General features: G+C 69.6%; 21 protein-coding genes, 1 tRNA gene and 1 pseudogene. 14 read left to right on the top strand and 9 right to left on the bottom strand.

Annotation, left to right across the window (positions count from 1 at the left end; genetic code table 11):
- Positions 1-1,137, top strand: a complete 1,137-nt coding sequence (locus IFR14_RS17545) for a UDP-N-acetylmuramate dehydrogenase (protein ID WP_191941775.1) — start codon at positions 1-3, stop codon at positions 1,135-1,137.
- A gap of 46 nt (positions 1,138-1,183) precedes the next feature.
- On the opposite strand, the gene IFR14_RS17540 is transcribed toward IFR14_RS17545, so the two are convergent.
- The 4 genes from IFR14_RS17540 to aceA form a co-directional block, all read right to left on the bottom strand.
- The gene (locus IFR14_RS17540; RefSeq protein WP_191941774.1) at positions 1,184-2,395 is read right to left on the bottom strand and encodes an aminotransferase class I/II-fold pyridoxal phosphate-dependent enzyme; all 1,212 of its coding nucleotides are present in this window, start codon (positions 2,393-2,395) and stop codon (positions 1,184-1,186) included.
- A gap of 60 nt (positions 2,396-2,455) precedes the next feature.
- The gene (locus IFR14_RS17535) at positions 2,456-3,082 is read right to left on the bottom strand and encodes a hypothetical protein (RefSeq protein ID WP_191941773.1); all 627 of its coding nucleotides are present in this window, start codon (positions 3,080-3,082) and stop codon (positions 2,456-2,458) included.
- Between the two features lie 168 nt (positions 3,083-3,250).
- On the bottom strand, positions 3,251-4,906 hold the full coding sequence (gene aceB, locus IFR14_RS17530) for a malate synthase A (protein WP_191942134.1): 1,656 nt from the start codon (positions 4,904-4,906) through the stop codon (positions 3,251-3,253).
- Between the two features lie 93 nt (positions 4,907-4,999).
- Positions 5,000-6,346 (bottom strand): isocitrate lyase, encoded by a 1,347-nt coding sequence (gene aceA, locus IFR14_RS17525; protein ID WP_191941772.1) that lies wholly within the window; start codon positions 6,344-6,346, stop codon positions 5,000-5,002.
- A 151-nt stretch (positions 6,347-6,497) separates the two neighbouring features.
- On the opposite strand from aceA, the gene IFR14_RS17520 reads away from it, so the two are divergent.
- Positions 6,498-7,991 carry a helix-turn-helix transcriptional regulator gene (locus IFR14_RS17520; protein ID WP_191941771.1) on the top strand — a complete coding sequence of 498 codons (1,494 nt, stop codon included), beginning with the start codon at positions 6,498-6,500 and terminating at the stop codon, positions 7,989-7,991.
- Positions 7,992-8,051: 60 nt separating this feature from the next.
- On the opposite strand, the gene IFR14_RS17515 is transcribed toward IFR14_RS17520, so the two are convergent.
- Complete coding sequence (locus IFR14_RS17515) at positions 8,052-9,125, bottom strand: alkene reductase (protein ID WP_191941770.1); 1,074 nt, start codon at positions 9,123-9,125, stop codon at positions 8,052-8,054.
- A 237-nt stretch (positions 9,126-9,362) separates the two neighbouring features.
- Between IFR14_RS17515 and IFR14_RS17510 the strand changes: the two genes are divergently transcribed.
- A complete protein-coding gene (locus IFR14_RS17510) occupies positions 9,363-10,631 on the top strand; it encodes a low temperature requirement protein A (protein WP_191941769.1) in 1,269 nt (422 codons plus the stop codon).
- Here the strand turns inward: IFR14_RS17510 and IFR14_RS17505 are convergent.
- A complete protein-coding gene (locus IFR14_RS17505; protein WP_137243902.1) occupies positions 10,606-11,166 on the bottom strand; it encodes a DUF805 domain-containing protein in 561 nt (186 codons plus the stop codon). The two genes, IFR14_RS17510 and IFR14_RS17505, sit on opposite strands and share 26 nt — an antisense overlap.
- Positions 11,167-11,306: 140 nt before the next feature.
- Here IFR14_RS17505 and IFR14_RS17500 point away from each other — a divergent pair, with 140 nt between their 5' ends.
- The 9 genes and pseudogenes from IFR14_RS17500 to IFR14_RS17460 all read left to right on the top strand — a co-directional run bounded on the left by IFR14_RS17500 (position 11,307) and on the right by IFR14_RS17460 (position 19,119).
- Entirely contained in the window at positions 11,307-11,906 is a 600-nt protein-coding gene (locus tag IFR14_RS17500) for a hypothetical protein (RefSeq protein WP_191941768.1), read from the top strand.
- An 81-nt stretch (positions 11,907-11,987) separates the two neighbouring features.
- On the top strand, positions 11,988-13,343 hold the full coding sequence (locus IFR14_RS17495) for a signal peptidase I (protein WP_191941767.1): 1,356 nt from the start codon (positions 11,988-11,990) through the stop codon (positions 13,341-13,343).
- A 174-nt stretch (positions 13,344-13,517) separates the two neighbouring features.
- Positions 13,518-13,590 (top strand) — tRNA-Trp (locus tag IFR14_RS17490).
- Positions 13,591-13,631: 41 nt separating this feature from the next.
- On the top strand, positions 13,632-13,904 hold the full coding sequence (gene secE / locus IFR14_RS17485) for a preprotein translocase subunit SecE (protein ID WP_079706702.1): 273 nt from the start codon (positions 13,632-13,634) through the stop codon (positions 13,902-13,904).
- A 139-nt stretch (positions 13,905-14,043) separates the two neighbouring features.
- On the top strand, positions 14,044-15,006 hold the full coding sequence (gene nusG, locus IFR14_RS17480) for a transcription termination/antitermination protein NusG (RefSeq protein ID WP_079706703.1): 963 nt from the start codon (positions 14,044-14,046) through the stop codon (positions 15,004-15,006).
- A gap of 93 nt (positions 15,007-15,099) precedes the next feature.
- Complete coding sequence (gene rplK, locus IFR14_RS17475; protein ID WP_056014074.1) at positions 15,100-15,531, top strand: 50S ribosomal protein L11; 432 nt, start codon at positions 15,100-15,102, stop codon at positions 15,529-15,531.
- Between the two features lie 114 nt (positions 15,532-15,645).
- A pseudogene (rplA, locus tag IFR14_RS17470) lies at positions 15,646-16,267 on the top strand (50S ribosomal protein L1); the annotation flags it as partial.
- A 73-nt stretch (positions 16,268-16,340) separates the two neighbouring features.
- Complete coding sequence (locus IFR14_RS17465) at positions 16,341-16,892, top strand: GNAT family N-acetyltransferase (RefSeq protein WP_191941766.1); 552 nt, start codon at positions 16,341-16,343, stop codon at positions 16,890-16,892.
- Between the two features lie 175 nt (positions 16,893-17,067).
- The gene (locus IFR14_RS17460; RefSeq protein ID WP_191941765.1) at positions 17,068-19,119 is read left to right on the top strand and encodes a hypothetical protein; all 2,052 of its coding nucleotides are present in this window, start codon (positions 17,068-17,070) and stop codon (positions 19,117-19,119) included.
- Positions 19,120-19,169: 50 nt separating this feature from the next.
- On the opposite strand, the gene IFR14_RS17455 is transcribed toward IFR14_RS17460, so the two are convergent.
- A complete protein-coding gene (locus IFR14_RS17455) occupies positions 19,170-20,126 on the bottom strand; it encodes an NADP-dependent oxidoreductase (RefSeq protein ID WP_191942133.1) in 957 nt (318 codons plus the stop codon).
- A gap of 301 nt (positions 20,127-20,427) precedes the next feature.
- Here IFR14_RS17455 and IFR14_RS17450 point away from each other — a divergent pair, with 301 nt between their 5' ends.
- Positions 20,428-21,057, top strand: coding sequence for a Pr6Pr family membrane protein (locus IFR14_RS17450; protein WP_159879921.1), 630 nt, complete (start codon positions 20,428-20,430; stop codon positions 21,055-21,057).
- A complete protein-coding gene (locus IFR14_RS17445) occupies positions 21,054-21,827 on the top strand; it encodes a DUF998 domain-containing protein (RefSeq protein ID WP_191941764.1) in 774 nt (257 codons plus the stop codon). The genes IFR14_RS17450 and IFR14_RS17445 overlap by 4 nt, the downstream gene beginning before the upstream one ends.
- Here IFR14_RS17445 and IFR14_RS17440 read toward each other — a convergent pair.
- The gene (locus IFR14_RS17440; protein ID WP_191941763.1) at positions 21,794-23,020 is read right to left on the bottom strand and encodes an ROK family transcriptional regulator; all 1,227 of its coding nucleotides are present in this window, start codon (positions 23,018-23,020) and stop codon (positions 21,794-21,796) included. The two genes, IFR14_RS17445 and IFR14_RS17440, sit on opposite strands and share 34 nt — an antisense overlap.
- 42 nt (positions 23,021-23,062) lie before the next feature.
- Positions 23,063-23,725 (bottom strand): YqaJ viral recombinase family protein, encoded by a 663-nt coding sequence (locus IFR14_RS17435; RefSeq protein ID WP_138945159.1) that lies wholly within the window; start codon positions 23,723-23,725, stop codon positions 23,063-23,065.
- Positions 23,726-23,793 lie beyond the last annotated feature (68 nt).

Below are 23,793 nucleotides of genomic sequence, written 5' to 3'. Positions count from 1 at the left end.
ATGAACGACGCCATCCGTCTGAGCGAGCTCACCACCCTCGGGGTGGGCGGGCCCGCCGCCGCCTTCGTGGAGTGCACGAGCGAGGCTGAGCTGATCGATGCCGTGCTCGACGTCTGGAACACCGACCAGCCGTGGCTGCTGCTTGGCGGCGGGTCGAACCTGCTGATCGGCGACGAGCCCCTCGACGCGACCGTCATCCGGGCGGCGAACCGCGGCATCGAACGCCTCGACGCCCCGTCCGGCCGTGTCCGCCTGAGGGTGCAGGCCGGCGAGGACTGGGATGCGCTCGTCGCCTTCACCGTCGAGCACGGCTGGGCGGGCATCGAGGCACTCTCCGGCATCCCGGGATCCTGCGGGGCTGCGCCCGTGCAGAACATCGGCGCCTACGGGCAGGAGATCGTGTCGTCGCTCGTCGCCGTCGACCTGCTCGACGAGGAGTCGCAGACCGTCGAGCGCGTTCCCGCCGCGGAGCTCGGGCTCGGCTACCGGACCTCGGTCTTGAAGCGCCACGGTGGCGGAGAGCCTGAGCGCTCCGGCGTGGTCGTGGCGATCATCATCGACCTCGACGATGTCGGCGCCGACGGCCTGGCCGCACCGATCGCCTATCAGCAGCTCGCCTTCGCGCTCGGCGTGGAGGTCGGCGAGCAGGTCCGCCTGGCCCAGGTGCGCACGACGGTGCTCGCGCTCCGGGCGTCGAAGGGCATGGTGCTCGACCCCGACGACCCCGACACCGCCAGCGCCGGGTCGTTCTTCACGAACCCGATCGTGTCCGAGCACGTCGCCCGGTCGCTGCCGGGAGACGCCCCGTGGTGGCCGGTGGACCCGGCGGCCGACGACGACACCGAGTACGTCTTCCCGCTCGGCGAGGTCGTCAACCCGCCCCGACCGGCTCCCGTGGAGCGCCTCGCGAAGCTCTCGGCCGCCTGGCTGATCGAGCGTGCCGGTGTCCGTCGCGGGTTCGCGCTCCCCGGATCGCACGCCGCGGTCTCCACGAAGCACACGCTCGCCTTGACGAACCGGGGCGGGGCGACCGCCACCGAGGTCGCCGAGCTCGCGCGATTCGTGCAGGCGCGCGTCCACGCCGAGTTCGGCGTCCTCCTGCAGCCCGAGCCCGTGGTGGTCGGCGCCACGATCTGACGCTGCCGAGGTCCGCTCGCCCGGAGACGAGCGAGCGGACCACAGGTCAGGACGCGAACAGGCGCTGGAGACGCTGGACGCCCTCGAGCAGCTGGTCGTCGCCGAGTGCGTAGCTGAAGCGCAGGTAGCCGGACGGCCCGAACGCCTCGCCGGGCACGGCCGCGACCTCGGCCTGGTCGAGCATGAGGTCGGCGAGTTCGAGGGATGTCGTCGGCGTGACACCGCCGAACGTCCGGCCGAGCAGTGCCGTGACGTCGGGGTAGACGTAGAAGGCGCCCTGCGGGGTCGGCGTCTCGAAGCCGTCGATCTTGTTGAGCTCACCGACGATGAGCTTGCGGCGGCGGTCGAACGCATCACGCATCGCCTCAGCGGCGTCCTGCGGACCGGTGAGGGCCGCGATCGCCGCGCGCTGCGCGATGTTGTTCACGTTGCCGGAGAGGTGCGACTGGAGGTTGCCGAGCGCCTTGATCGCGTCCGCCGGGCCGACGGTCCACCCGACGCGCCAGCCCGTCATCGCGTACGTCTTGGCGACGCCGTTGACGAGGAGCGTCTGCTCGGCGAGCTCGGGCACCGCTTCGACGATCGACGTCGCGCGGACGCCGTCGTAGGTGAGGTTCTGGTAGATCTCGTCGGTGATGACCCAGATGCCGTGCTCGAGCGCCCACTCGCCGATCGCCTTCGTCTGCTCCGGGGAGTAGACGGACCCGGTCGGGTTCGAGGGGGAGACGAACAGCAGGACCTTGGTGCGCGGGGTGCGCGCCGCCTCGAGCTGTTCGACCGTGACCTGGTAGTTCTGCGAGGCGTCGGCGAAGACGTCGACCGCGACACCGTCGGCGAGGGCGATGGCCTCGGGGTAGGTGGTCCAGAACGGAGTCGGGACGATGACCTCGTCGCCCGGGTTCAAGAGGACCTGGAACGCCTCGTACACCGACTGCTTACCGCCGTTGGTGACGATGACGCGGCTCGGGTCGACCTCGAGGCCGGAGTCGCGGCGCGTCTTCTCCGCGATGGCGGCGCGGAGGTCGGGCAGGCCGGCCGCGGGGGTGTACCGGTGCGCCTTCGGGTCGCGGGCGGCGACGAGCGCCGCTTCGACGATGTGCTCGGGTGTCGGGAAGTCCGGCTCGCCCGCCGCGTAGGAGATCACCGATCGGCCTTGCGCCTGCAGCGCCTTCGCCTTCGCGTCCACCTTCAGCGTGGCGGACTCGGCGATCGCTGAGATCTTCGTGGACAGGCGGGGCGTGGGAGTCGATTCAGGCACGACTCCGAGCGTACCGAACCCGGTGTCGCGAGGACAGTGCGTGACGCCGTCGCTCGGCGGTTACACGGATCGGGTGCGGTCGATGGCGGCGCCGGCCCAGGCGACGCCGATGCCGATGAGTCCCGAGACGATCAGGAGGAGTTCCTCACGGACGACACCCGACCAACCGGTGTAGCTCAGCCGTTCGGCCAGTGTTGGAAGGACCGCGAACGCGAGGAGCAGGATCAGCGTCGGCCAGGATCGTCCGCGGACGATCAGCCATGCGGCCGCGCCTGCGAGTCCACCGAGGGTCACGGCGAACGACGCGAACAGCAGGAACTGCGGCGTCGAGATGCTCGCCGTCGCGGATCCCACGACGTGGAACGCGAGACAGGCCACGACGACCGCGGCCGCGATCAGCCGACGACCAACCGACACCGGGGCGAGTGACACACCTCCGAGGAGGACGGCGCCGGCGACGACGAACTCGAGGACGAAGTTCCCGATCACCTCCGTATCGCTGGCCGGCTGCAGCCACATGACGTTCAGGGGTGCGCGCATGACGAGGTACGCTCCGAGGATGATCGCGACGAGCGAGGCGCCGTAGCGGCTCGAGGCGTTCCATCGATGCGCCTGCTGGAGTGCCGACGACGGCCCACCCGGCGACATGTTCCCGACGGTCGATGCTTCCTGCACGTTCTGGGTCATACGCCCGACTCTACGGGGGCCCGTGCGGATCGGACAAGGGCGCTGGAACCGCCGTGCGCCGGTCCACAACTCCTGCTCCAGCACCGACGGCCTCGACCGCCGCGCGTGGATGGCGCGCGGGCCGGAGCTGACGGTCCATGGAGAGCAGGAGTTGTGGACGTGGTGCACCTACGCGGGGTCGACGAGGTACCGGGTGTACGCCGGAACGGTGAGGAAGGTCGGGAACTCGTCGCGGAGTGCCACCTCGCGGAACAGCTCGGCGGCGTCGTCGAAGCGGTCGTCCGCGGTGCGGGGGAGCGAGGCGAGGAGCTCGTCGAGGAGGTCCTCGACCCGCTCACGGGTGATCGGACGGCCGTCGTCGGTCGCGACGTCCTGGTGGATCCACTGCCACACCTGCGATCGACTGATCTCCGCCGTCGCCGCATCCTCCATCAAGCCGTCGATGGCCGCGGCGCCGATCCCGCGGAGCCAGGAGTCGAGGTAGCGGACGGCGATCGACACGTTGTCGCGGAGACCGGCGTCCGTGACCGCGCGACCGATGCGGACGTCGAGGAGCTGCGCTGGTGTCACCGACACGTCCTCCCGCAGGCGGTCGAGCTGGTTCGGACGATCACCGAGGACCGCGTCGAACTCGGCCCTGGCGGTCTCGATGAGGTCCGGGTGCGCCACCCAGGTCCCGTCGAAGCCGTCGCCCGCCTCGCGGCGCTTGTCGGCCGAGACCTTCTCGATCGCGCGCGCCGTCGCCTCCGGATCGCGCCGGTTCGGGATGAACGCGGACATCCCGCCGATCGCGTGCGCACCGCGGCGGTGGCACGTCTGCACGAGGAGTTCCGTGTAGGCGCGCATGAACGGCACCGTCATCGTCACCTCGCTGCGGTCGGGCAGGACGAACCGGGCACCGCGCCCCCGGTAGTTCTTGATGATCGAGAAGATGTAGTCCCACCGACCGGCGTTGAGACCGGCGCAGTGGTCGCGGAGCGCGTACAGGATCTCGTCCATCTCGAACGCCGCCGGCAGCGTCTCGATGAGCACGGTGGCGCGGATCGTCCCATGGTCGAGACCCAGGCGTTCCTCGGTGAACGTGAAGACGTCGTCCCAGAGCTGCGCCTCCTCGCTCGACTCCAGCTTCGGGAGGTAGAAGTACGGCCCGCGGCCGGCGTCGATGAGCGGGCGGGCGTTGTGGAAGACATAGAGGCCGTAGTCGACGAGGCTCCCGGAGGCCGCCATCGCCGCCCCGGATCGGTCGATGAACCGCAGGTGCTTCTCCACGAGGTGCCAGCCGCGCGGGCGCATGACGATCGTCGGCGTCTCCGTCGCGGTGACGCGGTACACCTTCCCCGTCTCGTTCGTGAACGTCAGCTCGCCGCGGACGGCGTCGCGCAGCGAGAGCTGACCACCGATGACGTTGGCCCACGTCGGGCTCGTCGCGTCCTCCTGGTCGGCGAGCCAGACGTTCGCGCCGGAGTTGAGGGCGTTGATCGTCATCTTCGGATCGGTGGGGCCGGTGATCTCGACCCGGCGGTCCTCGAGACCTGGCCCGGCGCCGGCGACGCGCCAGGAGCTGTCCTCCCGGATCGACGCGGTGTCATCGCGGAACCGCGGGTCGCGGCCGTTCCCGATCTCGAAGCGTCGGCGCATGCGCTCGGCGAGGCGGTCATGGCGCGCACCCGCGAACCGCTGGTGCAGGTCCGCGAGGAAGGCGAGCGCGTCCGGGGTGAGGATCTCCTCGTACCGGTCACCGAGACGACCGACGACCTCGATGGCGGGGCCGGTGCGCTGCGTGGGCACCGGCGCGGTGGTGGGTGTGGACGGGGAAGCGAGCATGGTGTTCATGGGGTGACTCCGTTCGGCTGGTCGTGCGTCGGGTGGGCCCTTCGAGCGGTCCCTGAGCTTGTCGAAGGGCGGGGCTGGTCTGTTTCAGTGGAACTGTTGTTCCTCGGTCGACCCGGCGAGGGCGAGGGTGGCGCTGCCGGGGTTGAGGGCGGTCGCGACCAGGTCGAAGTAGCCGGTACCGACTTCCCGCTGGTGCTTGGTGGCGGTGTAGCCCCTGGCCTCTGCGGCGAACTCGGCCTCCTGGAGGTCGACGTAGGCGCTCATGGCCCGTTCCTTGTAGTCGCTCGCCAGGGTGAACATCGAGTGGTTCAGCGCGTGGAAGCCGGCGAGGGTGATGAACTGGAACGCGTATCCCATGGCGGCGAGCTCGCGCTGGAAGGACGCGATCTGCGCATCGTCGAGGTGCGACTTCCAGTTGAACGACGGCGAGCAGTTGTAGGCGAGCAGCTTGCCCGGGAACCGCTCGTGGACGGCCTCGGCGAACCGACGGGCGAGGTCGAGGTCGGGTTCCGCGGACTCGACCCAGAGCAGGTCGGCGTACTCCGCGTAGGCGAGGCCGCGAGCGAGCACCGGACCGAAGCCGTTCTCCACCTCGTAGAAGCCCTCGGGGGTCCGGTTCCCGTTCAGGAACGGCAGATCGCGCTCGTCGATGTCGCTCGTGAGGAGCGTGGCGGCCAGTGCATCGGTGCGGGCGATGACGATGGTCGGGACGCCGGCGACGTCCGCCGCCAGCCGGGCCGCATTGAGGGTCCGGATGTGCTGGCTCGTCGGCACCAGCACCTTGCCGCCCATGTGGCCGCACTTCTTCTCAGCCGCGAGCTGGTCCTCCCAGTGGACGCCCGCGGCGCCGGCCTGGATCATGCCGGCCATGAGTTCGTAGGCGTTGAGCGGCCCACCGAAGCCCGCTTCGGCGTCGGCGACGATCGGCGCGAGCCAGTCGATCGCCTCGGGTCCCGGCGTCTCCCCGACGGCTCGCTCGGCGAAGTCGATCTGCTCGGCCCGGAGCAGCGCGTTGTTGATCCGCCGGACGACCGCCGGAACCGAGTTCGCCGGGTAGAGGCTCTGATCGGGGTAGGTCTGCCCGGAGAGGTTCGCGTCGGCGGCGACCTGCCAGCCGGAGAGGTAGATCGCCTGCAGGCCCGCCCGGACCTGCTGCACGGCCTGGTTGCCGGTCAGCGCGCCGAGTGCAGGAACCCACTCCTCGGTGTGGAGGAGGTTCCACAGCCGCTCCGCCCCTCGGCGGGCGAGCGTCGGTTCCTCCCGGACACCGCCGCGCAGGCGGACGACGTCCTCGGCGGTGTAGTCGCGGCGGACCCCGTCCCAGCGCGGGTCGGTGTCCCACTCGCGCTGCAGTTCCTCGGCCGTCTGCGTTTGGTCGCCGGCGCGGAGGGGCTTGCGGTGGTCGGTCGGTCGGGTGGCTTCGTTGCTCACGATGACTCCTGTGGTGTCGAGGTCGGTGGGGCGGGTCGTGCTGTGGGAACGATCCTGCGCTCGCCGCAACCCCGACGGACGTCATCCGTGGACAGAAGAACGGCCGACCTTCTGTTTGCCGGAACAACCGGCGCGTGTGAGCATGATCACCATGACCAGCACCGCCGCTGCTCCACCCGCCTCCGCCACCCCTGGTGACGGACCTGCTCCGCACGCGGACGCCCTCGTCCTCGGTCGCCGGATCCGCGATGCCCGATCCCGTGCGGGCCTCACCCTCGACGAGCTCGCGCAGGCGATCGACCGTGCACCGTCCCAGGCGTCGGGGATCGAGAACGGGCATCGGGAGCCGAGCCTGTCGATGCTCCGCGTCATCGCCGCGGCCCTCGGCACCACCGTCGACGACCTCCTCCGTGACGAACCGCCGAGCGACCGGGCCGCGCTCGAGATCGCCGTCGAGCGTGCCCAGCGGGGGCCTGTCTTCTCCGCCCTCGGGATCGCGCCCATCCGCGTCTCGAAAGGGACAGCGGACGAGACGCTGCGCACCGTGCTGGCGCTGCACGACGAGGTCGCCCGCCTGCATCGGGAGCGAGCGGCGACACCCGAGGAGGCGCGCCGGGCCAACGCGGTCCTCCGGGCGGACATGCGCGCGGCCGACAACCACTTCCCCGAGCTCGAGGCCGTCGCGGAAGGACTGCTCGACGCCGTCGGCTACACCGGAGGGCCGGTCTCGCACCAGACGGTCGCGGAGATGGCACAGCACCTCGGGTTCTCGCTCCACTACGTCGGCGACCTGCCGCACTCGACGCGCTCGGTCACCGACCGGCGCAACGGTCGGATCTACCTGCCGACCGAACCTTCGATGTCCCGTGATTCGCGTTCCCCCATCCTCCAGGCGTTCGCCAGTCACCTGTGCGGACACGAGGAGCCGGGAAACTACGCGGACTTTCTGCGGCAGCGCGTCGAGACCAACTACCTGACGGCGGCCATCCTGCTGCCCGAGCGCGACGCCGTGCGCGTCCTCGGTGAGGCGAAACAGCTCCGGCGCATCTCGATGGAGGACCTGCGCGACGCGTTCGCGGTGTCGTACGAGACCGCCGCGCACCGCTTCACCAACCTCGCGACGAGGCACCTCGGGCTCCCGGTGCACTTCATGAAGGTGCACGAGTCGGGGACGATCATCAAGGCGTACGAGAACGACGGGGTCACGTTCCCGTCCGACGTCCTCGGAGCAGTGGAGGGCTCGCTCGTCTGCCGCAACTGGACGGCCAGGACCGTCTTCGACGTCGAGGACCGCTTCAGCCCCTGGTATCAGTACACCGACATGGACACCGGCACCTTCTGGTGCACCTCGCGGATCGAGAAGGCCAAGGAGGGCGAGTACTCGGTCAGCGTCGGCGTCCCGTTCGCGCACGTGAAGTGGTTCCGCGGACGCGAGACGCCGCATCGGTCGACCTCGAACTGCCCCGACGAGCGATGCTGTCGTCGGGCGTCGCCGGCGCTCGCCGAACGGTGGGAGGGGAAGGCCTGGCCGGCGGCGCGGACGCCGACGAGTCTGCTGGCCGCGCTGCCGACCGGATCCTTCCCGGGGGTCGACTCCGTCGAGGTGTACGAGTTCCTCGAGTCGCACGCGCCGCGGGCGGACTGAGGTGAGGCAGCTCGTCGCCCGACGAGGTGTCGAGCGACGAGGTGCCTCACCTCAGCGTGATCAGCTCGCGAGGCGCGGGTAGTCCGTGTAGCCCTCGGCGCCCGGGCCGTAGAAGGTGGCCGGGTTCGGGGTGTTCTCCTCGTGCTCGCCCGCCCAACGCTCGACGAGGTCGGGGTTCGCGATGGCGAGACGCCCGACGGCGACGGCGTCGGCGTGCGCGTGCTCGACGAGGGCGATCGCCTCGTCGCGCGTCGTGACGGTACCGAAGCCGCTGTTGACGATGAGCTTGCCGCCGAAGTGACCGCGCAGGTCCTGGACGAGCGCACCGGCCGGGTCCTCGTGGAGGATGCTGAGGTAGGCGAGGCCGAGCGGTGCCAGGGCGTCGAGCAGTGCCTCGTAGGTCGCGCGGACGTCGGCCTCGTCGGTCTCCGCCGTGTCACCGGCGCCGTTCATCGGGGAGATGCGGATGCCGACGCGCGCTGCACCGACCGCCTCGGCGACGGCGCTGACGACCTCGGCGACGTACGACGCGCGAGCCTCCGGGCTGCCTCCGGCGCGGTCGTCGCGCACGTTGGAGACGGGGGAGAGGAACTGGTGCAGCAGGTAGCCGTTCGCGGCGTGCAGCTCGACGCCGTCGAGTCCTGCCTCGATCGCGTTGCGGGCGGCCTGGACGAACTCCTCGCGGACCGTGTCGAGCTCCTCGGTGGTCAGCGCGTGCGGGACGGGGTACGGCTGGGCGCCAGCCGGTGTCCGGACCTCGCCGGCGATGGCGATCGCGCTCGGCGCGACGATGCGGTCGGTGCCCGTGATGTCGGTGTGCGAGACGCGGCCACCGTTCATGAGCTGCATGACGATGAGCCCGCCTGCTCCGTGCACGGCCTCCGCGACGCCCCGCCAGCCCTCGACCTGCTCGGGGGTGACGATGCCGGGCTGGCCCGGGTAGGAGCGCGACTCGGCGCTCGGGTAGGTGCCCTCCGTGATGATGAGCCCGAGCCCTGCGCGCTGGCTGTAGTGCTCGGCGACGAGGTCGCCGGGGACGCCGTCGGCTCCGGACCGCATGCGGGTGAGCGGGGCCATGACGACGCGGTTGGCGAGTTCGAGGTCGCCGAGTCGGACTGGGGCGAAGAGATCCATGCGGGTGATGCCTTTCGTGGGGGTGCGGCACGCGGAGGACGCGGCCTCCGGACGCAACCCGGCGGCGGCTGTCGATATTCCGATGATGCTTCTGAACCTTGTGCATCTGGAATACTTCTTGCTAGGCTCACGGTGTGGTCGTCGGGCTCTGTCCCCGCAGCTCGCGACGAGCACGACCCGGTGCCGACGAACCCGAGGGGGAGGCGTCGGCACCGGGAACCCTGCCAGGATACGAAGATGTCCGCCCCCAGATTCGGCCTCGTCGCCGATCTCCGTCGCCCGGAGTCCGGCGAACGCGCCGAGCGCGTCACGTTCGTCGAGTTGTTCTTCGACCTCGTCTTCGTCTTCGCGCTCACCCAGCTGAGCAAGCTCATCGCCGACGACCAGAGTGTCACCGCCGCGCTCGAGTCGATCGTCCTCATCCTGGCGCTCTGGTGGTCGTGGGTGTCCACGAGCTGGGTGACGAACTGGCTCGACCCGGAGCGGCTCGCGGTGCGACTCGCGCTCATCGGCTTCGGCCTGTTGGCGTTCGTCGCGGCGGTGTCGGTGTCGGCGTCGTTCACCGACCGTGCGCTCGCGTTCGCCGTCGCCTACGTCGTGCTCCAGCTCGTCCGGACGCTGTTCATGGTCGTGGCGACCTGGCGGCACGACCGCGACGTGGCGCTGAGCTTCGCACGCATCCTCGTCTGGACCGCGTTCGCCGCCGTCTTCTGGATCGCCGGCGCGCTGGTGCCGGCCGACTGGCAACTGGTGTTCTGGATCTGCGCCGTCGCCATCGAGTACGGCGGCGGGGCCCTCGGATTCCGGCTGCCGGGTGTGCGGGCCTCGGAGGTCGAGAGCTGGGAGCTCTCCGGTGCGCACCTCTCCGAGCGGGCGTCGCTGTTCATCATCATCGCGATCGGCGAGTCGCTGCTCGTCACCGGGTTCGCGTTCGTCGAGCTCGAGACGTCGGTCGCCGCCGTCGTCGGGATGTTGAGCGCCTTCGTCTCCGCGGTCGCGCTGTGGTGGTTGTACTTCCACCGCACGGAGGCGGCGGGACGACGAGCGGTGGAGGCCGCCGAGGAGGAGGGCGACCGCGCCGACCGTGACGAAGGCCGTCCCGGCCGACGGGGTCCGGGCCGTCTCGGACGCATCGCGCGCGACGGATACAGCTACGCCCACGTCGTGATCGTCGCCGGGATCGTGCTCGTCTCGGTGGGGGACAAGGAGATCCTCGACCGACCGGCCGACGCCGTCGAACTCGCCGGGGGCGTCGTGATCCTCGGCGGCCCGGTCCTCTATCTCCTCGGGCTGTCGCTGTTCCGGTTCGTCGTCGACCGTGCCGTCCCCCTCGCGCCGGTCATCGGCCTCGCGATGCTCGCGGGCTGCGCGGTCGCCGCGTTCCTCGCCCCACAGCTCGGGGAACTCGTCCTCGGGTGTCTCTGCACGCTGGTGCTCGTCCTCGCCGCGATCGCCGACACGGTCCTCCCGGACCGGCGGGTCACTGCGGAGCGTCGCCAGGCTTGATCTGGGCGCCCTCGCGGTGCGGCCCCGTGTCGTAGCGGGCGCCGCCCCGGTCGCTCGGCTGCGCCGCGAGCCAGATGAAGAAGAACCAGCCGAAGATCGGGACCAGGTTGATGAGCTGCCACCAGCCGCTGTGGTCCGTGTCGTGCATGCGACGGGCGTTCAGCGACAGCCCCGGGATGATCGTCGCGAGGCCCCAGATCCCGGACAGGACGCTCTGGACACCCCATGCGGGTCCTTCGGTGACCTGACCCTCCCAGAAACCGGCCGTCACCCCGGTCGCGACGTCGACACCGCGTCCGATCACCAGGAGCGCGGTGACGATGACGGCGTGGACGACCACCCACCACCAGAACTCGCTCCGGCTGGCCCGCCCGGTGAAGATCGGATACCGCTTCCAGAAGCGGAGGAACGCCTGGATCGGGCCGGCGCCCGGGAGCGGGCTGTCATCCGCGAACCGGGCCGGGATCCGGCGATCGTCCTTGCGGTCCGTCTCCGCCGCGTTCGCGGTCACTGCGTGTTCGTCTGCGCTGCTCATCGGTCCCCCTGGGTCGAATCGTCGTGCATTCGTGCGTCCACCCTACCGACATCGCCAGCACATGTTGTATTTCAGAGCAACATATGGAATATTAGTTGTACAACACGTGCCGATTTCGGCCCCGACCCTGGAGAATCACCATGACCACCGCACTGTCCCCTCGATCCCGCCGCCTCGTCCGCTGGGCCGCGCTGCCCGTCGCCGTCGTGGCGAGCGGCGTCATCGTCTCGACCGCCTCCTACGCCGCCTTCACCTCGTCGACCGACAACGCCGGCAACGCCTGGAGCGCCGGAGCGATCGCGCTGAGCGATGACGACTCCGGCGCCGCCATGTTCGCCGCGGACGACCTGCAGCCCGGCTCGACCGGCGTGAACTGCATCGCCGTCACCTCGGACGGCTCGCTGTCGTCCGACATCCGTCTCTATGCGGACAACGCGGCGCAGACGCAGGACCTCGACCAGCACCTGCAGCTCGACATCGTCCAGGGCGCCGGCGGCGGCTACGGGTCCTGCGAGGACTTCGTCCCCGCGACCACGGGCGCGTCCGTCTACAGCGGCACCCTCGCCGGCCTCGCGAACACTGCGTTCGACCACGCGTCCGGACTCGGCTCGTGGGCCTCCGTCGGCGGCGGCGAGGAGCGCGTCTTCAAGGTCACGTACACGCTGTCCCCGGATGCGCCGAACACCGTCCAGGGTGGCACGGCGGCGGTCGACCTCGTCTGGGAGGGTCGCACCTCCTAGGCGATCCCGGTGCTCTCGTCCCGCTGACGGGAGCACCGCGGCCCGCCTGTCCCCGTCCACCTCGTCCCTCCGGGAGCTCTCATGGAACCGTCATCCGCCCGCCGGCGCATCGTGTCGTCCGTCATCGTGGTCGTCGCCCTCGGTGCGCGCGTCCTCGCGTTGCTCGCGCTGTGCCTCCTGGCATGGGCCGCTGTGCCGAAGCTCGTCGGGTGGGTTCCGACCACCGTGGCGTCAGGTTCCATGGAGCCGCGCATCAGGACCGGCGACGTCGTCGTCTCGATGCCGATCGACGGCGCCGACGCCGCGGCAGGGCAGGTGGTCCTCGTCGACGGACCGGGCGAGGACGACGCGCTGCTCCTGCACCGCGTCTTCGAGCGGGAGGCGGAGGGACTCCGCCTGAAGGGTGACGCGAACCGGCAACCGGATCGACAGCTCGTCCAAGACGACGCCGTTCGTGGCGTCGGCGTCCTCCGAGTCCCGTACATCGGTCTCCCCGTCGTCTGGGCGCACGAGGGTCGGTGGGCGGAGCTGGCCCTGCTCGCCCCTTCGGCGGCGGCGACCGGCTGCGCCATCGTGTGGACGCGGCGGTTCCTCGTCGACGAGCGTGGCCGCACGACCTCGCGTGGGCGGTTGCAGGCCATGGGCCCGGTGGGCGGCGTCGCTCTGGCCGGTGTCCTGGCGATCGCGGCAGTCGTGCCGACCGCCGGTGCGTCCTGGACGAGCGCCGCGGACTCCTCGGGCAACCACCTCGGAACCGAGGTGTTCTCCTGCCTCGGCCAGCCGCTCGGTGCTCCGGAGATGTGGTTCGACTTCAACGAGCCGAGCGGTACGGCGCTCGTCAACGCCGGGTCCGGCCCCGGGTTCGCCTTCATCAGCAACGAGGCCTCGCGCGTCGACGGTGTCTGTGGCGACGGTCCCTTCGCCCGACTGGACGGAGTCGGGACCCAGGTCACGACGATGCCTCAGGTCTCTTCGCCGCGGACCTTCTCGCTCGAGACCTGGTTCCGCACCACGCGCCCGCAGGGCAAGCTGATCGGCTTCGGCGTGGCACAGACGGTCGGGTCCTGGAAGGCCGATCGGCACCTGTACATCGGCCCTGACGGACGACTGGTGTTCGGCGTGCAGTCCGGTTCGCCTGAGGTCGTCATGTCGCCTGAACCGGTGGTGGACGGCGAGTGGCATCACGTGGTCGCCGTCATGTCCGAGTCGTCAGGAATGGAGCTGTACCTCGACGGCGAGTTGGTCGCGTCGAACCCGAGCACCGGTTCCACGAACTACCGCGGCTACTGGCGTATCGGTTTCGACAACGTGACGGCTGGCTGGCCGAACGCCCCCACGTCGCCCTGGTTCGGGGGCGACCTCGACGCCGTCGGCGTTCATCTGCGCGCGCTGTCGGTCGAGGAAGTCGCCGATCACGCGGCAGCCGGGCGCCCGTGACCGACCGTGGTCGGCTGCAGGGTCCCGCCGGTTTTACAGCCGGGCGACCGTGCCGTACACTGGATGGAGGTAGTTGAAATCTGCCATGATTTTCTGCGCCTGTTTTCACCCGTGTGGTGAGGCAACGCTCAGGAGTTCAGGGTAGCTTCGACCCCTCCGGTGCGTCAGCACTGAAGGGCGGTGGCTCAATTGGTAGAGCAGCGGTCTCCAAAACCGCAGGTTGCAGGTTCAAGTCCTGTCCGCCCTGCGAGTCGGTGCGTATGCACCGGCACACGAAAGGTGTAACGAGTGGCCCCGAAGAGTACCGACACGCCCGGCGAGGACGTCGTCGTCAAGGCGAAGGCGGACCGTGCCGAACGGCGCGGCTTCTTCTCGGGCATCGTCCTGTTCCTGAAGCAGGTCTTCGCGGAACTCAAGAAGGTCGTCACGCCGACGCGGAAGGAACTCCTCAGCTACACGGCTGTGGTGCTCGTCTTCGTCTGCATCATGATGGCGCTCGTCTACGGCATCGACTTCGTCTTCGCCTGGGTCGTCACGCTGGTGTTCGGTACCGCGAGCTAGTTCCGCTCAGGTTCCGGTGCTCCGGTCCGGCACCCGGGTTCCACAATCACAGACGGCGACGCAGTCGTCACGCGCCAGGATCTGGCGCCGCGGTCGGGGATCACCCACGATCCGCACAACAGAAACGGAATGGAAATCAGTGTCTGAGCGAAACTCGAACGACGTCGACTGGGCAACCGCTGCCGAGCAGTCCTCGGAGGACGACGAGGCCCAGGAGGGCAACGTGCTCTCGGCCGACGAGCACTCCGTCGACCCCGCTGAGCACAACGCCGTCCACGTCGAGGAGACCGGCGACACCGAGGTCGACCTCGACGCCGTGCTCGACGCGATGGCCGAGGCCGTCGACCCCGAGGCCGACGCCGTCGTCGACGACGCCCTCGAACTCGACGAGGCAGCCGAGGTCGAAGCCGCAGCAGAGGCCATCGCCGAAGAAGAGGCAGACCCCACCGACGCCGACGCCGAGCCCGCCGAGGAGTCCGAGGAAGACCCTTACGACGCGTTCCGCAAGGAACTCCGCTTCCTGCCCGGCAAGTGGTACGTCATCCACTCCTACGCCGGTTTCGAGCGCAAGGTGAAGGCCAACATCGAGCAGCGCAAGTCGACGCTCGAGGTCGCGGACTACATCTACCAGGTCGAGGTCCCCATGGAAGACGTGGTCGAGATCAAGAACGGCCAGCGCAAGATGGTCACCCGCGTCCGCATCCCCGGCTACGTGCTCGTCCGCATGGACCTCAACGAGGACAGCTGGTCGGTCGTCCGCCACACGCCTGGCGTCACCGGCTTCGTCGGCAACGCGCACAACCCCACGCCGCTCCGCTTCGAAGAGTCCTTCAACATGTTGAAGTCGCTCGTCGAGGTCAAGGAGACCGCGCCCGTCAAGGGCTCCGGCACCAAGGGCAGCGCCACGCAGCAGCGTGTCATCCCCGCCGAGGTCGACTTCGAGATCGGCGAGACCATCACGATCAAGGAAGGCTCGTTCGCGGGCCTCCCCGGCTCCATCAGCGAGATCAAGCCCGAGAGCGGCAAGCTCACGGTGCTCGTCTCCCTCTTCGAGCGCGAGACTCCGGTCGAGCTCAGCTTCGACCAGGTCACCAAGCTCTAAGCCACACGGCTCCACAGTCCACCGCCGCCCGACGGGCGCGCGGGAGAGCGCACATCATCCGATGGCGTTCGAACCCCAGAAGAAGGAAGAAACATGGCACCGAAGAAGAAGGTCACGGGTCTCATCAAGCTGCAGATCCAGGCCGGCGCCGCAAACCCCGCTCCCCCCATCGGCCCCGCCCTTGGTCAGCACGGCGTCAACATCATGGAATTCTGCAAGGCGTACAACGCGGCCACCGAGTCGCAGCGCGGCAACGTCATCCCCGTCGAGATCACCGTCTACGAGGACCGTTCGTTCACCTTCATCCTGAAGACCCCGCCCGCAGCGGAGCTCATCAAGAAGGCCGCCGGCGTCGCCAAGGGCTCCGGTACCCCGCACACCGTCAAGGTCGCGAAGCTCACCAAGGAGCAGGTCCGTCAGATCGCCGAGCAGAAGGCTCCCGACCTGAACTCGAACGACATCGACGCAGCCGCGAAGATCATCGCCGGCACCGCCCGCTCCATGGGCATCACGGTCGAGGGCTAGTCCTTCCGAACCGCACGGGGTGAGCCGTCCAGGCCACACCCTCGCACCTTTCTTTTTCACTCGTGGCAGCGCCGGCCAGGCGCAGATGACCACATTTCTCATAGGAGAACACACATGGCACAGAAGTCGAAGGCCTACCGGGCCGCAGCCGAGAAGATCGAGGCTGACAAGTTCTACACCCCGAACGAGGCCGTCGCCCTCGCCAAGGAGACCGGTTCCGCCAAGTTCAACAGCACCGTCGAGGTCGCCCTCAAGCTCGGTGTCGACCCGCGCAAGGCGGACCAGATGGTCCGCGGCACGGTCATCCTCCCGCACGGCACGGGCAAGACCGCCCGCGTCATCGTCTTCGCGACGGGCCCGGCAGCGGAGGCCGCGATCGCGGCCGGTGCTGACGAGGTCGGCGGCGACGAGCTCATCGCGAAGGTCGCCGAGGGCTACACCTCGTTCGACTCCGCGGTCTCCACCCCGGAGCTCATGGGTAAGGTCGGTCGTCTCGGTAAGGTCCTCGGTCCCCGTGGCCTCATGCCGAACCCCAAGACCGGCACCGTGACGCCGGACGTGGCCAAGGCCGTGTCCGACATCAAGGGCGGCAAGATCGAGTTCCGCGTCGACAAGCACTCCAACGTGCACTTCGTCGTCGGCAAGGCCTCGTTCGACGCATCGCAGCTCGAGGAGAACATCAACACCGCGCTCGAGGAGATCCTCCGCCTCAAGCCGTCCTCCTCGAAGGGCCGTTNAGTAGGAAGGCCCGGTCGCGTCACGCGACCGGGCCTTCGTCGTTCTCCGGGGTGGCGTCGTACGATGCAGGGATGGTCTCCACCCGCACTGCTCAGGCCGACGACGCCGCCACCCTCGCCACGCTCGCCGCAGCGACCTTCGCCCTCGCCTGCCCACCCGGCACCGCGCAGGAGCACATCGACGCGTTCATCGCCGAGCACTTCACCCTCGACCGGTTCACCGGCTACCTGGCAGATCCCGGACGCGCGCTCCGGCTCCTCGTCGACGACGATGACGGCACGGCCATCGGCTACACGATGCTCGTCTTCGGTGATCCGATCGACCCCGACGTGCTCGCCGCGGTCACGCACCGCCCGACAGCGGAACTCAGCAAGCTGTACGTGCTCCCCGCGAGCCACGGTGCCGGCGGAGCGCGCCTGCTCATGGAGGCGACGCTCGACGACGCCCGGTCCCGAGGCGTCACGTCGGTGTGGCTCGGGGTGAACCAGCAGAACGCCAGGGCGATCCGGTTCTACGGCAAGAGCGGCTTCGAGGTGGTGGGGACGAAGACGTTCCTGGTCGGGCCCGAGCGGCACGACGACTTCGTGATGGAGCGGATGTCGGAACGGGGCCTGATCGGCTAGCCCTGGCAGGCCTCGGTAGGAGTGCGGACGAGCAAGCTGTTCGACTGATATGTTTGTGGAAGAAATGAGCGGCGCTCGGTGAGCTGCGCCCTCGATCCTCCCAAGCACGTCTCCCTCCTGGTGGAGGCCGAGGCGGCGCGGGCCGACAGGCCCGATCACGAAAGGACGCCCCTCCATGAAGCCCCACACAGCCCTCTCGATGGTCGTCCTGACGGCCGTCGCCGCCACAGCACTGGCGTCCGGTCCGGCATCGGCCGCGCCCGTCGGTCAGGCCGGATCAGACGCGGAGACGTCGGTGACCGCCACGCAGCCGCGGTTGCGCGGCAAGTTCGTGACCGATCCGGCGTGGTCCACCGGATTCCACGGATGGGCGCCGCGGGGGTCCTCGCAGTGGCTCACCCACCCGCAGTCGATCGGCACCGGCGGGCCCTACGGTTTGTCGTACGAGGCAGCGCTGGCGGCCGCCGCCACCGCGACCTTCCCTGCCGTCGGCACCAGCGGTCGGATCGAGATCAACGGCCAATGCCTCACCACGGACCGGGGCGGCACGAGGACCGATCTCGTGCGCGTGGCGAGCTGCTCCTCGGCGAGCACGCAGTACACGCTGGCCGCCGATGGGTTCCTCACCGATCCGTCCGGGCGGCGCCTGAACGTCCTCGGGGTCGGCACGAAGGACATGCAACTCGGATTCGGGCCGAACAACGACGCAGACGTCAGCAAGCTGGTGATGAGCCAGCTGGTGCCGGACCTGTCGCCGTCGGCCTCCGTGCCGACCCCGTCGCTCCGGCAGGGCGAATCGGTCCAGGTCCAGGCGACCTTCAACACCGACGCGGGTGGTCAACGGATCGACATCGTGCCGCCGCTCGGTACCAGGATCACCGCCGTGGCGAACCCGGCATTCGCGCTCGACGGCACCGGTGCCGGGGGTACCCTGCCGATCGGCACCACCGCCGTCACCTTCACCCTCACTGCCGACGCCGACGCGCGGCTCGGCCTGGCCACCGGCGGGAGCGTCAGCTGGTCCACGAACCGGGTGAAGCTCGCGGACTTCACGGCGAACGTCCTCGCGGCACCCATCGCGCCTGGTGTCGCCATCCCGAACGTCACCGTACGACAGGGGGACGCCGTCGAGGTCCCCGTCGCCTTCACCGGATCGGTGTCCGGATCCGCGGAGATCGTCGTCCCGGCCGGGCTCAGGCCCACCGGCGATGCGCCGGCCGGATTCACCTGGTACCCCGCGAGCAACAGCTACCGGGGCACGATCACGGCCGCGAACCGATCGTTCACCCTGGCGCTGACCGCGAACGCCGATGCCGCCGTCGGCGTGTTCGACGGCACCGTGCGCGCCACAGGGATCGACCAGGTGTGGACCGCGACGATCGAGGCCGGTGCGTCGGTTCCCGACGCCCCGGTCGTCCTGCTCTCACCGGCGATCGGTGGGGTCCTCGAGCCCGGCGCCCCGGTGTTCTCCGGGACCGGTCAGCCCGGTGCACTGATCCAGGTCTACGGAGCGTGGGGTTCGCTCCTGGGTGAGACCCGCGTGGAGACGGACGCCACCTGGACGCTCACCTGGAACAAGGCGCTGACGCCCGGGACCTACTCGGGCGGTTCGGTCCGGCAGTACCTCGACGGCAAGCCGTTCACGAGCGTCCCGTACGACTTCCGAGTCGACTGGCGGGTGGCGCCCCTCGTCGTGACCTCCCCGTCGGTCGGGGCGATCGTCTTGGAGAACAACCCCGTGTTCACGGGCACCGCGCAGCCGGGTGCGGCGATCGAGATCCGCGGTGCGTCGGGAGACCTCCTGGGTGCCGTCGACCGCGTCGCCGACGACGGCCGATGGACCATCACCTGGAACAAGACCCTGCTGCCCGCACGGTACGTCGGCGGCACCGTCCGGCAGTTCGTGGACGGCGAGCAGACCCACTCGGTCGTCTACGACTTCACCGTCGTCGTCCCACGCCTCGAGGTGGTGTCGCCCGCACTCGGCGGCACCATCGCCGGAACCCGGCCGGTGTTCTCAGGCCACGCGAACCCCGGCGCCCTGATCAAGATCCGCGGGGCCTGGGGCACGGACCTCGGGAGCATCACGGCCGGACCGCAGGGCGACTGGAGCATCACCTGGCCGTCGGACTACCTGCCTGCTCGGTACTCGGGTGGCACGGTGACGGAAGCCGTGGGTGGCACGGTGGTCAGGACACTGCCCTACGACTTCACCCTCGTCCGCTGAGCGTCGGGTGGCGGCGCCGTAGCGGCGTCGTCACCCGACGGCCTCGGTCGTCAGCCGTCGGCGACCTTCAGGACGATCTTGCCGCGTGAGTGCCCGCCCTCGAGGAGCACGTGGGCCTGCCGGACGGCGTCGAGGTCGAACACCTGGTCGACGAACACCCGGACGTCCCCGGACTCCAGCAGCCTGCTGATGGTGTCGAGCGTGGCACCGTCGGGTGCCACGGTGAACCGCGTCGCTCGGACGCCCGCGGCGCGAGCCTCCTCCTCGAGCGTCGGCCAGGAACCGGTCGGCGCGTTGATGATGAGCCCGCCGGGACGCAGGACCCGCAGGGAACGCGACCCCGTGTCCTCCACGGTGTTGCCCACGAGGTCGATCACGACGTCGACCTGGTCGACGACGTCCTCGAACCGGTGCAACTCGTGGTCGACCGCCTGATGGGCGCCGAGTTCGCGCAGCCAACCGACGTTCCGACCGGAGCCGGTGGCGATCACCCGCGCGCCGAAGTAGGTGGCGAACTGCACGGCGAAATGCCCGACACCGCCGCTTCCGGCGTGGATGAGGATGCGCTGCCCCTCGTGCGCCTTCGCGACGTCGACGACCATGCCCCATGCGGTGAGCGCGGCGAGGGGGACCCCGGCGGCCTCGACGTGCGACAGGGTCGTCGGCTTCCGCGTCAGGCTCAGGGACGACACCGTGACGTACTCGGCGTAGCTGCCGCCCGTCCGCGGGAAACTCGTCATGCCGTAGACCTCGTCGCCGGGCAGGAGGCCGGCGGCAGCGAAGGGCGACTCGACCACGATGCCGCTGAAGTCGTACCCGAGGACGGCCGGCATCGCCGTGATGGAGGAGGAGACGCCCCGGCCCGCGCGGGTCTTGGCGTCGACCGGGTTCACGCCGGCCGCGACGACCTTCACGAGGAACTCCGCCATGACCGGACGCGGTGTCGGTACGGTCTCCATCCGGAGGACCTCAGGGCTGCCGACGGCGTCGATCACCGCGGCTCGCATGGTCTCCGGTGCCGGCTTCACCGCGTCCGCGGTTGTCGCCAGAGACCAGGAGTGTCCGACTCCTTGACGCATCGAGTACTCCTTCGTCGTTCATCCCCCGAAAGCTCCACCCGGCGGAGGTCGGCTCGGCGACGAGTCTCGCTCCGGTGCGTGGTCCGGCTCTGTTCTCATCAAAGCCGTCGAATGAGTCGGCGCTGTTACGGGGGTGTCAATTGGCTGGAAACGATTCCCTCTCTTCGGGGGACACGGCGGCCCGGCTGTCGCCCGATCCTCGGGCGCGTGCTTCCGATACAGTGGCGCAATGCGCGCACTGTTCGGAGTCATCAGGATCATCGCGGGTGGGGTGATCATCGCCGCCATCGTCGGCCAGTTCGTCTACACCCTGTCCTTCGGTGACGCGCCCGACGACTTCTTCGTCAACTTCTTCAGCTACTTCACGATCCTGTCGAACGCGCTGAGTGCGATCGTCCTGCTGGTCGGCGCCGGGTTCTGCTTCCGGCTGCGACGCGATCCCGCCTGGTACAACCTGGTCCTCGGCTGCGTCGTGACCTACATGGCGACCACGGGCGTCGTCTACAACCTGCTGCTCCGCGGCATCGCCCTCGACCAGGGGCACACCCTCGGCTGGTCGAACGAGGTGCTACACCTCATCGCACCGATCTACCTGGTGCTCGTCTGGATCGTGACGCCCGGCAAGTCCCGCCTGGAATGGCGTCAGGTGTGGGCGATCATCGCGTTCCCCCTCGTCTGGACCGTCTACACGATGATCCGCGGATCGATCGTCGGCTGGTACCCGTACCCGTTCCTCAACCCGGCGCAGCCCGGCGGCTGGGGAGCCGTCGTCGTCTACATGATCGCCATCGCCGGGTTCATCGGCCTGATGGGCTGCGCCGTCATCGCGTTGAGCCGGACGAGGCTCATCCGCGGATGACGGGGGCCACATCAGACCAGCGGGTCCCTCGCTCCTCGGCGGTCCGCCGTCGCCGGTCCGTCGCCCTCGCGTTCGCGATCACCGGTGGTGTGCTCGTCGTGGTCGCCACGGTCATGATCTGGGCGGCGCGTCTCAGCCTCGGTAAGAACAGCTACGTGAGCGGCCTCGGTGCCACCGGCGAGGTGACGGCTCCGGTCTTCAACGCGGCACTGCTCATGGTCGCGGTCGGTGGTCTCAGCATCGCCGTAGCGCTGCAGCGAGTCGTCCCGTCCCGCGAGCCCGGTCAGCGCCGCACGAGGGTTGGACTGCTGCTCGTCCCCTGGCTGCTCGTGGGACTGTCGAGTCTGTGCTTCCTCGTGGCGTCCCGGGTGACGTGCACCTACGAGTGCCCGATCCCGTCGAATCCGCTGTTCACGCTCCAGGACGCGGTGCACATCTCCTTCGCGGTGCTGGGCTTCGCCCTCGCCTGCCTGGCGATGATCGGGTCGGCCCTCGGATCCCGGCTGCGCGCCGTCCGGCGGCTGTCCTGGTTCGCCGGGTCCGCCGTCGCCGTGATCGCGGGGCTCGGCGGCCTGCTCTCGCTCGCCGAGGTCGGGCAGCAGGTCGGCAGTTGGTTGGAGTTCGCGGCGATGACCATCGCCCTGCTCTGGCTCGTCGGGTACGGCCTGGCGGAGGTGCTCGCCGTCGGGAAGACGGACGACACCGGACGCCCTGGTTCCGCAGTGGAGGACGCGCGTCAGGTCGATGCCGCGTCGAGCGCCCGGGGCTGAGTCATCGCGTCGATCGCCGGTGCGGACAGGGCGTCGCGCAGCACCATGATCGCCGCGCCCAACACCCCGGCCTCCTCGCCGGCCGTCGAGGTGACGATGCCGAGGTGCCCGGTGGCGAGCGGCATCGACCGGCGGTAGACCACCTCACGGACGCCGGTGAGGAGATGTTCACCCGCCCGGGTCATCGTCCCACCGAGCACGATCACCGTCGGGTTCAGGAGGTTCACCACGACACTGAGCACTTCACCGATCTCCCGGCCGGCCTGCCGCGTGGTCTCGATGGCCGTCCGGTCGCCCGCGCGGATGAGCGCTGCGACGTCGCGACTGCTCACGGCGTCGATTCCGTGGGCGCGGAGCTCGGTCGCGATCGCCGGTCCGCTGGCGATGGCCTCGAGGTCGCGCTCGTCGTCCGCTGCGCGCGGGGAGTCTCGGCCGACGGGGACCTGCACGTGCCCGATGTCGCCGGCCGCACCGAGTGCCCCGCGCTGCAGCTCGCCACCCGCGATGATGCCGGCACCGATACCCGTGGACACCTTCACGTAGACGAGGTCGTCGGTGTCCGGCCAGGAGATCGCGTGCTCGCCGAGCGCGAGGACGTTCACGTCGTTGTCGACGAGGACCGGGACGTCGATGGTCCGTCGGATGTAGGCGGGGACGTCGAAGCGGTCCCAGCCCGGCATGATCGGCGGGTTGGTCGGCCGTCCGGTGGAGTGCTCGACCGGCCCCGGGAGGCCGATCCCGATCCCGATGACCGGGGGAGCGACCGGCTGGGGTGTGGCCCAGGTCTGCGGAGCGGCCAACAGGGCCGACGCCGCTTCGACCACCCAGTCGAGGACGGGCTCGGGTCCTGCGGCGATCTGCAGCTCCGACCGGCTCGTCGCGAGGATCGCTCCGGACAGGTCGGTGACGGCCACCGTCCCGTGCGTCGCCCCCAGGTCGACGGCGACGACGACGCGCGCGAGCGGGTTGAATGCGATCCGTGCGGGCGGGCGACCACCCGAGGAGGCTGCCTCTCCAGCGGGACGGAGCAGGTCTGCGGCCACGAGGGCGTCGATCCGGAGGGAGACGGTGGAGCGGGCCAGGCCGGTCAGGGCGCACAACTCCGACTTCGTGCGTGCCTCACCGCCGCGGAAGAGTTGGAAGAGGTCGCCGGCGCCCGGTGCTCCGGGGGAGGGGCGTTGCGGCTCGGTCATGGCGACAGTCAACCACCTCGGCCGACTTCTGTCGACTTGTCGTCAGAAGTCGAGGCTCAGTAGCGGTTCCCGGAGCTGCCGAGTGACGGGTGCGGGCTCCGGGAGGACCGGGCGCCGGGCGGCTGGATTGGTGCGGTGGTACAGCTCATCGATGAGTGCGTTCGCGAGGCCGACCAGCTTCGCGATCTCGGCGTCGTCGCGCTCGACCCACCGACAGAGCGGTTCGTCGTCGATGGGGACGAAGTCCTTGTGCTCCTCCCAGACCACGAGTGTCCGCTCCGCGCCGATCACGTACTGCTGCCACCACACCTGACGCAGGTAGTTGCGGGGGATCGAGCGCCAGGACTTCGTCGTGGTCTTGATCTCCGCGAGCACGACGGCCCCGCGCTCGGTCACGGCGATGCCGTCGGGGGTGGCGAGGTGACGGTGTTCGACCTCGGCCCGGAAGAGCGCCGACGAGGGGTTGATCCCGTGCGTCGCGGCGACCCACCGGGCGATCTCAGGCTCGCGGGCGCGCCCGTGGTCGGTGAAGGCGTTGCCCGAGAAGCCCGTCCCGCCGAGCTTCGCGTCGGCCGCGCGCTGGATCGAGGCCGGGGTCGAGAGCGTGGCGACGTCGGTCGCGGTGATCCCGCGCGAACGAGCCCGCAACCACGAGATGCGGTCGCTGGAGTCAGCGACGATCCGGGAGAGCAGAGCTGAGTTCACCTCTCCATTGTCCCCCACGCTTCCGACTCCTGCGGTATTCGTCGCCGGGGGAGCGGCGACCGGTGGGA

It is taken from the genome of Plantibacter sp. CFBP 8775 (genome assembly GCF_014839505.1).
Lineage (GTDB): Bacteria > Actinomycetota > Actinomycetes > Actinomycetales > Microbacteriaceae > Plantibacter > Plantibacter auratus.
The sequence above is the reverse complement of the archived record's forward strand: the minus strand, read 5'-3'. Positions and strand labels throughout refer to the sequence as shown.

What these genes read in the sequence shown, in the direction of transcription:
- IFR14_RS17545 (WP_191941775.1), top strand. Translation starts at nt 1, where the DNA reads ATGAACGACGCCATCCGTCTGAGCGAGCTCACCACCCTCGGGGTGGGC.
- IFR14_RS17535 (WP_191941773.1), bottom strand. Translation starts at nt 3,082, where the DNA reads ATGACCCAGAACGTGCAGGAAGCATCGACCGTCGGGAACATGTCGCCG.
- aceB (WP_191942134.1), bottom strand. Translation starts at nt 4,906, where the DNA reads ATGCTCGCTTCCCCGTCCACACCCACCACCGCGCCGGTGCCCACGCAG.
- IFR14_RS17520 (WP_191941771.1), top strand. Translation starts at nt 6,498, where the DNA reads ATGACCAGCACCGCCGCTGCTCCACCCGCCTCCGCCACCCCTGGTGAC.
- IFR14_RS17515 (WP_191941770.1), bottom strand. Translation starts at nt 9,125, where the DNA reads ATGGATCTCTTCGCCCCAGTCCGACTCGGCGACCTCGAACTCGCCAAC.
- IFR14_RS17510 (WP_191941769.1), top strand. Translation starts at nt 9,363, where the DNA reads ATGTCCGCCCCCAGATTCGGCCTCGTCGCCGATCTCCGTCGCCCGGAG.
- IFR14_RS17505 (WP_137243902.1), bottom strand. Translation starts at nt 11,166, where the DNA reads ATGAGCAGCGCAGACGAACACGCAGTGACCGCGAACGCGGCGGAGACG.
- IFR14_RS17500 (WP_191941768.1), top strand. Translation starts at nt 11,307, where the DNA reads ATGACCACCGCACTGTCCCCTCGATCCCGCCGCCTCGTCCGCTGGGCC.
- IFR14_RS17495 (WP_191941767.1), top strand. Translation starts at nt 11,988, where the DNA reads ATGGAACCGTCATCCGCCCGCCGGCGCATCGTGTCGTCCGTCATCGTG.
- rplK (WP_056014074.1), top strand. Translation starts at nt 15,100, where the DNA reads ATGGCACCGAAGAAGAAGGTCACGGGTCTCATCAAGCTGCAGATCCAG.
- IFR14_RS17465 (WP_191941766.1), top strand. Translation starts at nt 16,341, where the DNA reads ATGGTCTCCACCCGCACTGCTCAGGCCGACGACGCCGCCACCCTCGCC.
- IFR14_RS17460 (WP_191941765.1), top strand. Translation starts at nt 17,068, where the DNA reads ATGAAGCCCCACACAGCCCTCTCGATGGTCGTCCTGACGGCCGTCGCC.
- IFR14_RS17455 (WP_191942133.1), bottom strand. Translation starts at nt 20,126, where the DNA reads ATGCGAGCCGCGGTGATCGACGCCGTCGGCAGCCCTGAGGTCCTCCGG.
- IFR14_RS17450 (WP_159879921.1), top strand. Translation starts at nt 20,428, where the DNA reads ATGCGCGCACTGTTCGGAGTCATCAGGATCATCGCGGGTGGGGTGATC.
- IFR14_RS17445 (WP_191941764.1), top strand. Translation starts at nt 21,054, where the DNA reads ATGACGGGGGCCACATCAGACCAGCGGGTCCCTCGCTCCTCGGCGGTC.
- IFR14_RS17440 (WP_191941763.1), bottom strand. Translation starts at nt 23,020, where the DNA reads ATGACCGAGCCGCAACGCCCCTCCCCCGGAGCACCGGGCGCCGGCGAC.